The sequence below is a fragment of the Burkholderia sp. IMCC1007 genome (assembly GCF_027257875.1).
GTDB lineage: Bacteria > Pseudomonadota > Gammaproteobacteria > Burkholderiales > Burkholderiaceae > Burkholderia.
Map to the genome: position 1 here is coordinate 1 of NZ_JAPVQY010000071.1, position 15300 is coordinate 15300.

A 15300-nucleotide genomic window follows, 5' to 3' on the forward strand; every position below is an offset into this window, starting at 1 on the left:
GCCAGCAGCGGCGGACGCGCGATGGCGGGCCCGACCGGCGTGGCCGGCGACGGCGGCGCCACGTCGCCCGACGACGTCGCGCCATCCGCCGCCCGCACCGCGCCGCGCGCCTGCTGTTCGGCGGCCGCGGCCCATTGGCCCGATCCGACGCCGCTCGACATTGCCCATAGCAGCAGCCACAGCGCGCTGCGCGCCACGGGCGCGCGCCAGTCGGCACGCGCACGCATCGCGATGAGCGCGCGCTGCGAAATGCACATCTTGTGGCGCGTGCTGCCGTGCCGTCGCGACGCCGTCGTCATGCTGTTCGCCTTCACGTGACCTTTTTGTCCTTGTTTCGATCGCCGCGGCCGCGCACGCGCATATCCGCGTACAGGCGCGCGATCACGCGAAGCAGACCGTACACGCCGACCTTCACGAGATGCAGGAACGCGCGCGGCGGCGAATCCGGCCGGCGGCCGTCCGTCCAGTCGATCCATGCGTCCGCGCGCGCAAAGGTCGAACTGACGAGATCGAACTCCTGCCGCTGCGACAGGCTCTCGAACCGGATGCCGACCCGCCCGGGCTCGACATATTCGATCGTTGCCGGAAACGCGCTCTCGTCGATGCCGCGAAACAGCGACACCGTCACCGCCTCGCCCGCCGGAATGCGTGCGTCGTCGGGAACCGCCACGCCGATGCCGCCCTCCGAGTAGTCGCGCGTCTCGCATGCCAGTGTCCGGCCGTTCGCAAAGCGCAGCATGACCGGAATCCGCGCCGCGACGCGATGCGACACGCGCGTCTGCCGGCGTTCGTTGGCCGCCGCGACGGCGAGCCCCAGAATCAGGATGTTGTAGGTCGTCCACGCGAGGTTGAACGCCGTCGTCTGGACTTCGCTGCCGACATGGCGGTTGAGAATCAGGTTCAATGCGCCCATCGCGAGGCCGATCACGTTCAGGATCACCAGGCTCAGATACGGTTTCGACACGGCCCAATCGAAGTAGCCGCGGTCGATGCGCCCGCCCTTCGCCGTCACGTTGAACTTGCCCAGCCGCGGATTGATCATCGCAAGCAGCGTCGGCAGCGCGATGTACGACGCCAGCACGGCCTCGTAGACCTCCGCCCAGAACGAATGCCGGAACCGGCTCTGCATCCGCGAGTTCGTCACGTTGGCATGGACGACGTGCGGCAGCGCATAGAGCGCGAGCATCGTCGCGGAAGCATGGATCACGTGGGCGTCGAAGAACAGGAACGACAGCGGTGCGGTCAGGAACACGAGCCGCGGAATCCCGTAGAAGAAATGCATCATCGCGTTCAGGTAGCACAGGCGCTGGCCCAGCGTCAGTCCGCGCCCGAACAACGGGTTGTCGATGCGGAATATCTGCGTCATGCCGCGCGCCCAGCGGATCCGCTGGCCGATGTGGCCGGTCAGGCTCTCGGTCGCGAGCCCCGCTGCCTGCGGTATCGCGAGATACGCGGTCGTATAGCCGCGGCGATGCAGCTTGAGCGCGGTGTGTGCGTCCTCGGTCACGGTCTCCGTCGCGATGCCGCCGATTTCTTCCACCATCGAGCGGCGCAGCAGCGCGCACGATCCGCAGAAAAACGTCGCGTTCCAGAGATCGTTGCCGTCCTGCACCAGCCCGTAGAACAATTCGCCTTCGTTCGGCACTTCCCTGAAAATGCGGAGGTTGCGCTCGAACGGATCCGGCGAAAAGAAGTGATGCGGCGTCTGCAGCATCGACAGCTTCGGATCCCGAATGAACCAGCCGAGACCGATCTGCAGGAACGAACGCGTCGGCACGTGATCGCAATCGAAGATCGCGACGTATTCGCCGTCGGTGATCTTCAGCGCTTCATTGAGATTGCCGGCCTTTGCATGGCGATTGTGATCGCGCGTCGTCCAATGCACGCCGACCGACTCGCAGAATGCGCGGAATTCCTCGCGACGCCCGTCGTCGAGCACGTGGATCGACAGCTTGTCGGCCGGGTAATCCAGCGCGAGCGCCGCATAGATCGTCGGCTTGACGACGCTCAACGGCTCGTTGTACGTCGGGATCAACACGTCGACGCTCGGCCAGTGTGCGCGCGACGCGGGCAACGGCAGCGGCTTGCGCCCGAGCGGCCACGCGGTCTGGAAGTAGCCGAGCAGCAGCACCGCCGCCGCATAGGCTTCGGCCGCCACGAGCAGCGTGCCCCACGCCGCGTCGAGCGGATGCGACCATTCCAGCGTCTCGGACAGTCGCCAATACATGTACCGGCCGGTGGCCGCCACCGACAGCACGATCATCACGAGCGTCGCGTAGCGTCCGTCCAGGCGCCGGATCAGGAGCGAACAGGCGATGCAGTTCGCGGCGAACACGAGTTGCCCGACGTTGTCGAGCGGGACGGTACACACGAAGTACAGCGCCAGCAGCGTACAGGCCGCCGCCGGCAGCACGACGATCCAGCCGCTGCCGGGCAACGCATCGACGAACCGGTCGAACGCTGCGGGACGCGCCGCCTCACCGCGGGCGCTCAAACGACGCTCCGCGCGATATCGCGCCGATCGAGCGCGCGCTCGAGCCATGCACCGCACGCGTTCAGGTCGGCAGCGGCCTGCGAACGCGGGTCGTAGCGATTCACGGTCGTCCGGCACGCGAGCGATTCCGCGACACCTTGATCCGCGTGAATCACGCCGCCGAACCGTATCGCGCCGAGACTATCGCACAGCACGCGCAACACGTCGCGGCCCAGCTCGCGGGACTGATCGACCTGATTGACCACATAGCCGTCGCCCGCGAAATCGGCGCGGGCCGCCGCATACGCGTCGATCATCCGCCGCATCTGCGGAATCGACGCGTACGATGCCGCATCGGCGAGCACGACATGCAGCACGAAATGCGCGGCCGTCAGCGCCGCGCGCATGTATACCGAGGTGCCCGGCGGCGTATCGACGATCACGAGATCGTCGCCGCCGAGCCCAAGTGCCGCGAGACCGCGCGCGAGCCATGACGGGTCGTGGTCCAGCAGCCGCTCGAAGCGGCGCTGATCCGTTTCGCTCACCACGCCGAACGGTAATACCGTAATCTCGTCGGCGACCGCGGCCGGCCAGCTCAGTCCGTTGAGTGCGGCATGGGCCAGCCCGTCGGTCATGTCGAACGGCACGCCGAAATGCAGCTTCAGCGCATTCTGCGGATCGAGATCGACCACGCTCACGCGATGCTTTCGCGACGCGGCCATCACGGCGGCGAGGTTCGTCGCGAGCGTCGTCTTGCCGACGCCGCCCTTTGCCGACGCAATCGCGACGATCTTCATGAACGGCCCTTCCACGTGGGCGGCAGATCCTGCCGGTCGCCCGTCGGCGCGGTTCGCAACCGCTCGAACACCCGAACCAGCGGCTGCGCCGGACCTTGCGCGCCCGTCCCGTGCGGTGCCACCTGCCGGCCGACCAGCTTCTTCAGCGGAGCGGAAGTTTGATCGCGCCTGTCGGCATCGGCATCCGGTGGGACTGCCGCACGCGTGTCGGTCGTCACGATATTGCGCAGGCCGTGCCCGTTATCCGGCGGCGCCGAATGCGGCTGCGGCTGCGGCGCGTGCTCGCGCAACTCGACACCGTCGAGCAGCGGCCAACGCGCGCGCGCCGCGTCGGCATCCGCTTCGGCACGGACTTCCTGATAGCGTCCGGCATCACCGCCAAAGCGCTTGAACAACGATTCGATATCCCGTGAGGTCGACATAGCGTGCCCAATTGTTATCGCGGATCTTCCGGTCGACCGGACCGCTCAGTTCTGTGCCCGCGCAATGCGCAGTTCGATCCGCGCGTCGTCCAGCGACGCGACGTCCTGCGTCACGCGCAAGCCCGTCGCGCCGACGCTGTCGAACCAGCCCTGATACGCGCCTTCGAGGAAGGCAGAGGACCATGCGAGATGACCGTTGCCGAGCGCGCGCAACGGCGCGGCGTAATGGACGATGCGCAGGAAATCGCGTTCGTCGGACAGTTCGGCGTAGCCCCACTGCGCGTCGCGCCAGCGCGCATTCAATGCGGCCGTCAGATCGTCCGTCGATTCGCATGGGCCGAGTGGATGGGCCGCCGCGAAGCGCATGCCGACGCGCGCCATCAAGTGCCTCAACTCGTTGCGATCGAGCTGATCGGTGAACTCTCCCGCCAGTGCCTCCAGGAATCCGCGCCATTGAAGCGACACCTGACGCTCGAGAAAATGCTCAAGAATTCCCTGCATGGACGACGAATCCCCGGTGAAAAATATCGATCTGCGCGACCGCATCGGGTGTTTCGCGTGCGGGCATCGCTGCAACAGCGTTTTGGCGCATCGTAGCGAATCAGGGCACCCGAGCGGGGCCCGACATCTAGCCGAAAACCGCCAAACTGGCAGACATAACCGACACCGCGAACCGGCGAGCGGATATCAGGTCGTGTTGGCGCCGGTACGCGCACGCGATGCGCGATGCAATCGATGCGTCGACGTATCAGGCCAGACCGGCGGAGGATTCCGGGCGAAATTCGCAGAACAGTTCGCGGCGTTCGGCGAGCACGTCGATCTGCGCCGGCGTCAAGGCGGCCACGATCGATGCGGTCTCTTCCGACATGCCCAGTTGTTGCTTCGCCGCTTCGCGATCCGCCTGCAGCAATCGCTGAGCGAGTGTCAGATAGGATCGGTTGAATTCCGTAATCGCGTCGAAGATATCGTCCTGTTCGGCCATGATCGTTCCTGATTCCGGGCGGCGATTGGATTCAGCCGGCCGCTGCGCGCGTCTTGGCAGCGCTCGGCGTTTTCGGCCAGATACTTTACGGGTTGGGCACATCGGTTTGCGGACAAAGGCTAGCCGCAATCCGCCAGATTCTTGATTTCCGTTCGCGAATAGGCAGTAGTCGGGCTTACGTGTCCGGAGGTACCGCCGAAACAACGCCGCTTGCCGCCTAAGGTTGCGACCGGCCATTGATCAGTGCTTCGATCTCACTTGGCGTCAGCGCGATGATCCGGGACGCGATCTCGTTTGAGATACCCAACTCGCGCGCCGCTACCTCGCAATCGATCTTCAACATCTCCTGCATCAGCTCGAGATAGGTAGGATTGAGTGTTCCAAACACTTGGTCGATATCATCCTGTTCCATCATCATGCTCTCCCGATAACACGCAGCGTTGAATCCGATGCGCGGACATCCACACCAATCCGGAAATTTCATCCGGATTCCGTATCTTCCGCATCAGACTGCATACCAGACACGTGATCGCCTGCCGGCGGACGACAGTCGCAATCTGCTATATAACGCCGAGTCAGCGACATGCATACCGTTTCAAAATAATTGTCGTGATCTTGCAATGGCCTGTCGGATCCGCCCAGGATTCAGTCGCCGCATCAATCCCGAACACCCCTAGGATTTCCGGAATCGCACGTGCGAGCCGCTGCAATTGCGTTCCGTGCGACGCCAGATATGTGTCGCGCCCGGACACCGACATCGGACATCGACGTTGTCCGCTTTTCATTCCAAACCCATGGAATTACCACTATGTTGAAAGTGACGAAAGCTGTCTTTCCGGTCGCCGGCCTGGGCACGCGGTTCCTGCCGGCCACCAAGGCGAGCCCCAAGGAAATGTTGCCGGTGGTGGACAAGCCGTTGATCCAGTATGCGGTGGAGGAAGCGATCGAAGCGGGCATCACGGAGATGATCTTCGTGACCGGACGCAGCAAGCGGGCGATCGAGGATCACTTCGACAAGTCGTACGAGATCGAAGCCGAGCTCGAGGCACGCGGCAAGGACAAGCTGCTGTCGCTCGTACGCAGCATCAAGCCCAGCCATGTCGACTGCTTTTACGTTCGCCAGGCCGAAGCGCTCGGGCTCGGTCATGCCGTCCTGTGCGCGGAGAAACTCGTCGGCGACAATCCGTTCGCGGTGATCCTCGCCGACGACCTGCTCGACGGTCCGACGCCGGTGCTGCGCCAGATGATCAACGTCTTCGATCACTATCATGCGTCGGTCGTCGGGGTCGAGGAGATCGCCCCTGAAGATTCGAAGTCCTATGGCGTGATCGACGGCAAGCGCTGGGAAGACGATCTGTTCAAGGTGTCCGGGATCGTCGAGAAGCCCGAACCGGCGAATGCGCCGTCGAACTTCGGCGTCGTCGGCCGCTACGTGCTGAAGCCGAAGATCTTCGAACATCTTCGCGCGATCAAGCCCGGCGCGGGCGGCGAATTGCAATTGACCGATGCGATCCAGTCGCTGCTCACCGACGAACAGGTGCTCGCATACCGCTACGACGGCACGCGCTTCGATTGCGGCAGCAAGCTCGGGTACTTGAAGGCCACGGTCGAGTTCGCGCTGCGGCATCCGGAGGTGGCGGGCGACTTCGAGCGGTATCTGCTCGCGCGCCTCTCCGAGGCGATGGTCGCATGACATGAACGCGAGACGACGATCGGCCTCGATTACGCTACCGATGCGATCGTTGCAGCGCATGACGGCGCCCGTCCTGCCCACACGAACAGGCGGCGCCCGGCATGTGGACATCGATTAGCCACCTTGGCGACGCAGCACTGACCGGCCCGCTCGCAGCGGTTTGCAGCGCATGGCTCGCGACGTCGCTGCATGGCTGGCGGATCACCGCATCTTGGTTGATGCTGCTCGGCGGCGGCATGCTGGCGGTCGGCCTGACGAAGATCCTGTATGCGGGCTGCGGCATCGAGATTCGTACGATCGACTTTCGCATGATCAGCGGGCACACAATGCTCGCTGCATCGGTATGGCCGATGGCGTTCCTGCTCGCGCTGCACGATGGCTGGCATGTACGCGCCCATATCGCGTTGCTGCCCGGCTCGGCGCTCGCGGCGGCCGTCGCGACAGCCCGCGTGTTCGATCATGCGCACACCGTATCCGAGGTGGTGGTCGGCTGGATCGTCGGCATGCTTGTCATGCTGACCCTGCTGCGCTGGAATACCGCACCCTTGCTGCTTCCCTGGCGCCGATTACCCGCGGCCGCGTCGATGCTTGCCGTCTCGGCCATCGCTTACGGATACCGCTCGCCGATCCAGGCCGCGATCGAGACTTACTCCCCGTTCCTGTGCGCGGCATTTCGATGAGGCGGCGGCACACCTGTACCCCATGTCGGGATCGCGAGGCCGTCGTCGTATCGACCCGCCGCTTCTTACACGTTATGCCCGACGCACCGGGGTGGCGGCCCGCGCCAACATTCTGTCGGACCGATTCGACGAGCGCTCCGCACAATGCTGCTATTTCGCACCGCACCATTTCCCCCGAAATCACGTGTCAATTCGATGAAAATCCTCGTCTACGGAATCAACTATGCTCCCGAACTGACCGGCATCGGCAAGTACACGGGGGAAATGGCCGAAACGCTCGCCGCCAAAGGTCACGCGGTACGCGTTGTCTGTGCGCCGCCGTATTACCCGGAATGGCGCGTAGCAAACGGATATCACTCGGCGCGATATGCGACCGAGCACCGCAACGGCGTCAGGCTGTGGCGAGCGCCGCTGTGGGTTCCGCGCCGCCCGCGCGGCGTCCTGCGCATCCTGCACCTCGCAAGCTTTGCGCTGACGAGCTTTCCGCTCATGCTCCGCCACGCTCTCTGGCGACCGGACGCCATCATCTGCGTCGCGCCCAGCTTGCTGAACGCGCCCGCCGGGTGGCTCACGGCCAAGCTGAGCGGTGCACACTCGTGGCTTCACATTCAGGATTACGAAGTCGATGCGGCGTTCAATCTCGGTATGCTCGACGGCTCGCTGTTGCGACGCGCGGCGCTCGCATTCGAGCGGATGCTCATGAAGCGCTTCGATACCGTCTCGACGATCTCCGGCAAGATGGTCGAACGCGCGATGCATAAGGGCATTCCTCGCGCCAAGCTCGTCCATTTCTCCAACTGGGCAGACACGCGCTCGATCTACCCTCTGGGGCGCCCAAGCGAGCTGCGCGCCTCGCTCGGTATTTCTCTCGCCGCGACGGTCGTGCTCTATTCCGGCAACATGGGCACGAAGCAGGGGCTTGACGTACTCGCGGATGCAGCACAACGTCTTGCATCACGCGACAACCTCGTGTTTGTCTTCTGTGGCAACGGCCCGGCGCGTGACGACCTCATCGCACGCTGCGGCACGCTGCAGAACTGCAGATTCATGAATCTCCAGCCCGCCAACCGACTGAACGAACTGCTGAATCTGGCGGACATACACGTACTCCCCCAACGCGCCGACGCCGCGGACCTCGTCATGCCCTCGAAGCTGACCGGCATGTTCGCGAGTGGCCGGGCAGTCATCGCGATGGCCAATGCGGGTACCGAACTGCACGACGTCGTGTCCCCGCGCGGGGTACTGGTCTCGCCAGGCGACCCGGAAGCACTGGCAAACGCCATCGATGCGCTCGCTGCCGATGCAAGGAAACGGATGAATCTCGGGCGCGCAGGTCGGGATTTCGCAGAAGCCGTACTATCACGCGAAGCGGTATTGCGCGAATTCGAGGCGAGATTGTCCGCATTGCGTCGAACGTCGCCCGGTACCTGACGGTGTGAACGGTAACGGCGGCTTCACTGGCGTCGCCGCGATGGCAGGCGGCCCTGTCGCCGGCCGTTCGCAATATCCGTCTTCCGGTTCGCCATGCAGAAGCTTGCTCAACGACGGCCGTCTGACCGCTGAAGTTCAACGGCTTTCACCGATATCAGATATTCGTAGACGCATTGCAGGAACGTGTAATGCCATCCTGCGCGCCCGTCGAGAAACGACCGACGAACAGCCATCATGTAGAAAAATTTGAACAAGGGCCGACACGGCATCCTGTAGAACATCGCCTTCTGATGAAAACGTCGAATATTGAAGTCGCGATCGAATAGCGCCTTGATGACCGAAAAATCGGCCTGCCGCCGGCGAAGCAACTCGCCGGCTTCCATCGACGAATATACGTTGTGCTTGCCGATCCAGTGGGCCATGCCTTTCGAGAAAGGAAAGTGATCCAGCGGCCCGGCAAGTTCGTGAATATCGCCGTCGACGATCAGAACCTCGTTGACTTCGCGTTCGTAATGCACACGCGACGGACGCACGAATCGAATAAAGAAAGGCGAGATTTGCGCATGCTTCAACCATCGCCCCAGGAAGTAGTCTCTACGGCGCATCCTAGCCGCGCCGATTTTGTCGGGCGCACGGGAAACAAAGCGGCGGAGTTCATCCAGCAGTTCTGGGGAGGGTCGCTCATCGGCATCCAGGATCAACAGCCATTCGTGCCTGAAGCTGAAATTCCGTAATGCATGGTTGCGCTGCGCGGCAAAACCGTCGAATTCCCTCGCCACGACATGCGCACCGAATGCGTTCGCAATCTGCACGGTGTTATCTTCGCTTATCGAATCGAGAACCCAGATGTCGTCCACGCCATCGATGCTCTCCAGACATCCCGGCAGGTCCGCTTCCTCGTTCTTCGTCAGGATCAGGACCGAGAATCCGTAGCTCATGCCGCCCCTCTGCGCACGCGCGAGTTGATTCGACGGGCAGGCATACCGGCATACACCGCCCACTGCTCTTCGAGCGGCCGCGACACGACGGCCCTCGCCCCCACCACGGCACCCTCGGGTACCACCGCCCCCGGCGCAAGAAAAGCCTCGGCACAGACCCACGCGTGATCACCCACTGTAATGGGACGCGTCACGAGCTGGAAATTGCGGGAATGGATATCGTGCGAACCAGCACACAGATGCGCGCCTTGCGAAATCACGACATAGTTTCCGATCTTGATATTGGCCATGTTGTAGAGGGTCACGCCATCCGCTATGCCAACATGCGAACCGATTTCCAGCATCCACGGCGCCCAGATCCTGACGCGCGGATACACATGAACATGCGGGCCCAATTTTGCACCGAACGACCTGAGCAACAGCGACCGCCATCCATGCAGCGGCCTGGGACTGAACCTGAACAGCAAGACATAGGCCACGCCCCAGAGAGCGCGGCGCAGCCGATTCGAGAAATTGAATGACGGCTCGGTGAAGGGATCGTTACCGTCAATAATCATACGATCGAGAAATGAGCGAAAGGCGAATCCGCGCCGATCGGCACGGAAACAAATCACGTTGGCGCTCTGTTGCCGCCAACAGCCACCGGTACGAACATGCCGAGACCTAAGTCTACCGCCCCGCGTGCCCGTTCAAGTCGCATCATTCCGCCAAAATCTAGTCGTTCACGCACATTGCTCCCGGTCCTCGCGGGCTGCGAGGCTATCATCGAATCGATCGAATTACGTTTCGACGCGTTTCAATTTTCCCGAGAACCGAATCATGAAGGTTAGCGTTGCGGTGTGCGGTCGATTTCACTTTCACAACTACATCGATCGGCTCGACGAGCTCGGAATCCTGGACACGTTCTACTATTCTCACAGAGCGCGTGCCTCCTCGTTCTCGCTGGCTCATGGCCGGGCAGTCAATATCTGGGCGAAGGAATATGCGGTTCGTGCTCACGCGAAGCTGTTGAAGGGCCGGCTGAGCGATCAGCTCTTCCCGGCATACCACGACCTGTGGCAGTTCGGTGTGCAATTCAACTGGCGCCCGACACCGGTTCTGCATGTCATGGCGCATGGCACTTCACGACACATCGTCACCAGGGCAAAGCGCGAAGGTTCGATCGTGATCGGGGAGGTTGTCAACACGCATCCACTGTATCGCGATCGGCTCCTTTCGGAAGAAGAGGACAGGCGCGGACTGCCACGCGTGCGGCGGATCAATCGGCAACAGCGGCGTCTGATCGATGAAGTGAATCTTTACGACTATGTCCTGGCACCGTCGTCGATCGTGCGGGAATCGTTTATTCAGTATGGAGTTCCCGCTAACATCATCAAGGTGATTCCCTATGCGGCCAATGTGAAGCGATTTCGCCCGCTGGAACAGCGCGGTCTCGATGCAAGCCGCTTCGGTATCCTTTGCGTTGGACAGGTCAGCCTGCGCAAGGGGCAGCTCTATCTGCTGGAAGCCGTCAAGCGGCTCGGCGACAAGCGCGCCCATGTCACGTTGATCGGACAGATCGATCCGACGGTCGAGCCGCTGCTCGCTCCGTATCGCCACCTTTTCACACACATTCCTCGCGTAGACAACGCGCAACTCAACGACTACTACAACGCGGCGGATCTTTTCGTCCTGCCGTCTCTTGAAGAGGGGCTCGCCGTCGTTCTATGCGAGGCGCTTGCGACCGGCCTGCCAATCGTGGCGACAAGGGAATCCGGCGCCGCCGAGATCATCGAGGATGATCGCAGCGGCACGATCGTCCCCGCCGGATCAGCCGAACGGCTGGCCGATGCCATCGGCGAGATGATCGGTTCGCCCGACAAGCGCGTGGAATTCTCCCGTCACGCGCGCGTCGCGGCAGCCGGTACGCACAATTGGACCCAGTATGTCGACAAGTTGCAGCAGGTCTATGCCGGCTGCCTCCAGCCGGGCATATAACGGCTGCCCGCTGTACGCATTGATGCGCTGATCCTATCGGCTGAGCCGCGATGCGGCGCCGGGAATCCCCACCGATAACCCCTGCACACCCGGTAGCATGCCGGCGACCGACTTTCCCATCCCGGCACGCCGCGCAGAGCGAAGGCTCGATACCGAACCGGCGCCCGTTCCCGAATACATGCTGCCGCGAGCGTACCCCATCCGTTCCACGTCATCCGCGTACGGATTCGTCGCGACGGCGGCCGCCGTCGCGAAAGTCCGCAATTCGCTCGCATCCGATACGGATTGTCGATAAGTTCCCGAGTTGCCTTTCAACGTGTTTCCGACCGGATCTCCATAGATCACGTTCGCCTGCGCCGCGGCACCACTAGATCTCGGCTGCCCGTGACACCCGGGCAATGCGCAGGTTGCAAGCGACGTTGTCGGCGCCATTGCTGCCGCTATCGACACGGCGCATAGAAGCAGTATCGTTTTTCGTCCATTGAACATCGCGCTTGGCTCATCCATCTCGATTCACCTCATCGGTCAGCAGAATTTTGATTCTCACGTGCGTCGCCAGAGCCGAACGACCGGCATTGCATACGACTCTCAATCGCACGATTCGGACGTTCGGCAAAGTAGCGAGCTGGTCGCGCGACATCCCCAGCACCTGGTGCTCACCGATCGTCCGTATCCCCGGCGCCGACATGTCGATGACACCTCGCCACACCGGGCGGCCGGTGTAATCCAGTCCCGTCAGCATGAGCGTTGCGCTGGATTCGCCTGCCGAGGTCGCGTGCGCGTCGCCGATCTCTACGGTCAACGCGCGTGCTCGTCGATGGATCGTAAGATCGAACGGACGTTGACGAGCGCTACCGCCGAAGTCGAATCCGGCATCGATGGCGTCATCGTCGTGGTGAGCGTCGCGAATGCGCGCGTCGTCGACATTCAATTGAACGGCAACATCGAACGACGCGTCCGAGGTACTTCGCGGGCTCGAAAATCGCGCTGCCATATCGGATTGCGCGCCGACGACAACCGGATCGACGATCGTCAAACGCTTGCAGATGTTGGCTATCAATACCTGATTGACGCGCGCCGTCACCGCGACGTCTCGCGCCTTGACACCGATTACCGTGCGGCCGCTCTCGAGCCATATTCCCGTCACATCGAATTGCGGTTGACCGCTTTCGTTTCGAAGCACGGAGCCGATCGTCAATCCGCGAGGCACCGGGTCGTTGATTCCGGAGAAATCCGTATACAAGACGCCCGATCTCGTTCCGGTCACCTTGATCCTGACGACGCCGCCTCCCGTTGTCAGCGGCAAGAGAGTGCCCTGAGCGGAAACGAGCCTGGGGCGATTGAACACGACCGACTCCATCGGTGTAGAGAAACTCAGCGTCACGAACGCGCTCGCTGCCCGTCTCGCTCCAACGAACGTGACGTCATTGAACTCGACGTTTCGGCAACTGACGATCGGAATCGGTTCTTCTATCGTCGAATCGTTCACGACAATCCGGTTAACCGCCGGGCCGTTTGAAAAGAAACCGATCCGGCAGCGGTTGTATTCGATCCTGTCAACGAGTTTGTCGTTCTCGACGAAGCGGATGTACGAGTCATTGACGACGATGGTTCCACTGGCGGACGGATAGAAATAACCATTGACCCGAACGCGATTGCATACGATCAGGTCTGAGGAGAATGCGTACAGACTGCCGTCGAGGGAACTGACATCGGCGTCACGATGATCACGTGACGACACGAATTCCAAATCGTCGAGCACGACGCGCGTGGCGACGCGAAAACCGGCCCTGTCCAGGCTCAGGATGCGAGCAGCCCCCGTCGCACCGGCGGCACGATCCGTCTCGTCGCCGTTCTGCACGATATCGGCCCAGCGCGCGTCGTAGGTGTTCCGCAGCGGCACGGCGAGCTCGACGCTGTCGGCACCGACTTTCGCGACCGTGTTCCGCTCAAAATATCGAATCGACGGCGGATAGCCCTGCGAGTCCTGGTTGAAGCCGTAGATCAATACCGGCATGCCGGCCCGATATTTCGACGCGGCACCGGCGCTCGACAGCCGAACGTGCGATGTACCGGCGGCCACCGATCCGATACGGTCTCCGTTGACGAACTCTCCGAATCCGGGTACCGAACCGGCGCGATCAAGAAAGTAATCCTGATTGATAATGAGCGGTACACGTTCGGTCGTCGATTGCGACGTCCCGACGTTGCACAATTGCGTGCCTCTTCCACCTCGTACGTGCACGTCCGCGACACCTTGCAACCACCTGCCGGTCAGGATATTCAGCCTCCCGTCCGGCAAGATGAGATCGAATGCGGTGTCTGCGCCCCGCATCTTCTCGCGAATCCTCAATAGTCCCCTGGAGTTCTGTTCCGCGGATGCATCTGCTGATACTCCATATGCTGCGGCATCGATCACTTCACGGACCGATGGCTCTGCCCCCTGCTCGAATGCACCGGCGTCACCTAGAACCGCTTCCGCACCCGCGGCTGATGCAATCAGCTTCAGGAACGCACGTCTGGATTGCTTCACGATGCTGACTCCGGTATCTGAGTCGCGGCCATGCCCGGACGTACCGCGCCCGCATTGGTTGCCGGCGCTTGAATTCGCGCCATTCTAATCTTGCCCGCGGTCACCAGAATATAGACGGCAACGAACGAGAACCCGAAGAAATACGCCATAGGCACGCCACCATCGCGGAACAGCGTCGAGATATAACCATTGAAAATCCAGTACGACGCAAACAGTTTCGGACTCGCCGTATAAGTGACGCGGTGATGAAACCGGTACAGGAAAAGGCCAACCAGGAACATTCCGCCGACCAGTGACGGGAATCCGAATATCGAATACAGGTCGGCGTGCAACGACCAGGTTAGCGCAAAGAAATTCCCATATTGCAGAAGGTTGATCCTTTGCGTCGTCGTCGGCTTGTCAGGCCAGATCGCGCGAGGAATCGGCCATACGAGCAGCCGCAGATACTGCGTTCCCCAGTTGAACCCCGTTCGTTCCGGTACCAGCTCGTAAATTGCCGACGACACGTCGAACTCCTGGAAGTCGCTCGTTCCGGCGCCAACCGCTCTCGACTTCTGATATCGATCCACGATCTCAGAAATGCTCGTGTCGCCGGTCAGAATCTTCCGCGCCGCGAGGCGATCCGACCCGACGACGTCGAATAGGAGGATCAGACAAGCGCCGATAATGATCGTCTTCATCGCGAAGCTGCGGCGACCACGCCGCATCAACCCGATGGTCAACGCGCTCAGCACGACGATGACGAACGACAGGCGCTGTGCGCCAACCAGTATGCGCAACAGCACGAACGCGCCGATCCCCGCGACCATCGGCGGCGTCACGCCATAAGCGAGGATCAGGATCAGCAGCGCCGCCGGAATGAATTCCGCAAACGCCATCAGATAGCCGGACACGCCCACCAGGCGTTGCCCGCCATTCGAATCGACCTGCACTTCGAACGATTGGACCGAATCGATACCGGCCGTCCCGTACGCGACATGCGTCGAATACAAGCCGAGCGCAACGAGAACGAGCAAAGCCACGAAAAATCGTACCTTGTCGGTGATCACGAGGCGGGTCGGCGGAATCCTGAGCTGCCGAAGATTGCGCGGTTCCGCAAGCGCCGGCAGGATGACCGCCGCGAGCAGCGCACAGTTGATATTGAGGCACGTGAGCCAGAGCGTTCCGTCCGACGGGGTTAACCCGATGGTGTTCCACAGTAGGGATTTGCCGATCAGATAAATGTTGATCGGGCGTATGACATATCCCAGGAAGTGATAGATCAAGTACAGGAAAATCGGATGATAAATAGGCATGCGCATCGCCATGACGAACGTGAAGCACATGCCCCAGCACAATAGATTGATTACCGCGATATAGCCTATGATTTCCATG

The 15300-nt window shown here is 61.8% G+C and carries 15 protein-coding genes and 1 pseudogene; 4 read left to right on the forward strand and 12 right to left on the reverse strand.

All coding sequences use genetic code 11. From position 1 onward, the window contains the following. The 7 genes and pseudogenes from O1Q03_RS35380 to O1Q03_RS35410 all read right to left on the reverse strand — a co-directional run. Positions 1-299, reverse strand: a pseudogene (locus O1Q03_RS35380) (cellulose biosynthesis cyclic di-GMP-binding regulatory protein BcsB); the annotation flags it as partial. Between the two features lie 11 nt (positions 300-310). After that, positions 311-2494 carry a UDP-forming cellulose synthase catalytic subunit gene (bcsA, locus tag O1Q03_RS35385; RefSeq protein ID WP_269509701.1) on the reverse strand — a complete coding sequence of 728 codons (2184 nt, stop codon included), beginning with the start codon at positions 2492-2494 and terminating at the stop codon, positions 311-313. Further along, on the reverse strand, positions 2491-3270 hold the full coding sequence (gene bcsQ, locus O1Q03_RS35390; RefSeq protein WP_269509704.1) for a cellulose biosynthesis protein BcsQ: 780 nt from the start codon (positions 3268-3270) through the stop codon (positions 2491-2493). Before bcsQ ends, bcsA begins: the two co-directional genes overlap by 4 nt. Beyond that, positions 3267-3692 (reverse strand): cellulose biosynthesis protein BcsP, encoded by a 426-nt coding sequence (gene bcsP, locus O1Q03_RS35395; RefSeq protein ID WP_269509706.1) that lies wholly within the window; start codon positions 3690-3692, stop codon positions 3267-3269. Before bcsP ends, bcsQ begins: the two co-directional genes overlap by 4 nt. A gap of 45 nt (positions 3693-3737) precedes the next feature. Further along, entirely contained in the window at positions 3738-4193 is a 456-nt protein-coding gene (gene bcsD, locus O1Q03_RS35400; protein WP_269509708.1) for a cellulose biosynthesis protein BcsD, read from the reverse strand. A gap of 247 nt (positions 4194-4440) precedes the next feature. Further along, positions 4441-4674, reverse strand: coding sequence for a flagellar transcriptional regulator FlhD (locus O1Q03_RS35405; protein ID WP_269509710.1), 234 nt, complete (start codon positions 4672-4674; stop codon positions 4441-4443). Between the two features lie 217 nt (positions 4675-4891). Then, positions 4892-5158: a flagellar transcriptional regulator FlhD gene (locus tag O1Q03_RS35410; RefSeq protein ID WP_269509713.1), complete on the reverse strand. Its 267-nt coding sequence runs from the start codon at positions 5156-5158 to the stop codon at positions 4892-4894. Between the two features lie 324 nt (positions 5159-5482). Between O1Q03_RS35410 and galU the strand changes: the two genes are divergently transcribed. The 3 genes from galU (at position 5483) to O1Q03_RS35425 (ending at position 8478) form a co-directional block, all read left to right on the forward strand. After that, positions 5483-6367: a UTP--glucose-1-phosphate uridylyltransferase GalU gene (gene galU / locus O1Q03_RS35415; RefSeq protein WP_269509715.1), complete on the forward strand. Its 885-nt coding sequence runs from the start codon at positions 5483-5485 to the stop codon at positions 6365-6367. Positions 6368-6468: 101 nt separating this feature from the next. After that, positions 6469-7047 carry a phosphatase PAP2 family protein gene (locus O1Q03_RS35420; RefSeq protein WP_269509718.1) on the forward strand — a complete coding sequence of 193 codons (579 nt, stop codon included), beginning with the start codon at positions 6469-6471 and terminating at the stop codon, positions 7045-7047. Positions 7048-7242: 195 nt separating this feature from the next. Next, on the forward strand, positions 7243-8478 hold the full coding sequence (locus tag O1Q03_RS35425; RefSeq protein WP_269509721.1) for a glycosyltransferase WbuB: 1236 nt from the start codon (positions 7243-7245) through the stop codon (positions 8476-8478). 107 nt (positions 8479-8585) lie between these two features. Here the strand turns inward: O1Q03_RS35425 and O1Q03_RS35430 are convergent, their stop codons facing one another. Together O1Q03_RS35430 and O1Q03_RS35435 are read right to left on the reverse strand one after the other, a co-directional pair. After that, complete coding sequence (locus tag O1Q03_RS35430; RefSeq protein WP_269509724.1) at positions 8586-9416, reverse strand: glycosyltransferase family 2 protein; 831 nt, start codon at positions 9414-9416, stop codon at positions 8586-8588. Next, a complete protein-coding gene (locus O1Q03_RS35435; protein ID WP_269509727.1) occupies positions 9413-9973 on the reverse strand; it encodes a putative colanic acid biosynthesis acetyltransferase in 561 nt (186 codons plus the stop codon). Before O1Q03_RS35435 ends, O1Q03_RS35430 begins: the two co-directional genes overlap by 4 nt. A gap of 262 nt (positions 9974-10235) precedes the next feature. On the opposite strand from O1Q03_RS35435, the gene O1Q03_RS35440 reads away from it, so the two are divergent. Beyond that, entirely contained in the window at positions 10236-11393 is a 1158-nt protein-coding gene (locus O1Q03_RS35440) for a glycosyltransferase family 4 protein (RefSeq protein WP_269509729.1), read from the forward strand. Between the two features lie 33 nt (positions 11394-11426). Here O1Q03_RS35440 and O1Q03_RS35445 read toward each other — a convergent pair whose 3' ends face one another. From O1Q03_RS35445 to O1Q03_RS35455, 3 genes are read right to left on the reverse strand one after another with little or no spacing between them, the layout of a single operon-like run. Next, positions 11427-11900, reverse strand: coding sequence for a hypothetical protein (locus tag O1Q03_RS35445; RefSeq protein ID WP_269509731.1), 474 nt, complete (start codon positions 11898-11900; stop codon positions 11427-11429). Continuing rightward, a complete protein-coding gene (locus tag O1Q03_RS35450; protein WP_269509734.1) occupies positions 11893-13926 on the reverse strand; it encodes a hypothetical protein in 2034 nt (677 codons plus the stop codon). The genes O1Q03_RS35445 and O1Q03_RS35450 overlap by 8 nt, the downstream gene beginning before the upstream one ends. Then, on the reverse strand, positions 13923-15299 hold the full coding sequence (locus tag O1Q03_RS35455; RefSeq protein WP_269509737.1) for an O-antigen polymerase: 1377 nt from the start codon (positions 15297-15299) through the stop codon (positions 13923-13925). Before O1Q03_RS35455 ends, O1Q03_RS35450 begins: the two co-directional genes overlap by 4 nt. Between the last annotated feature and the right edge of the window lies 1 nt (position 15300).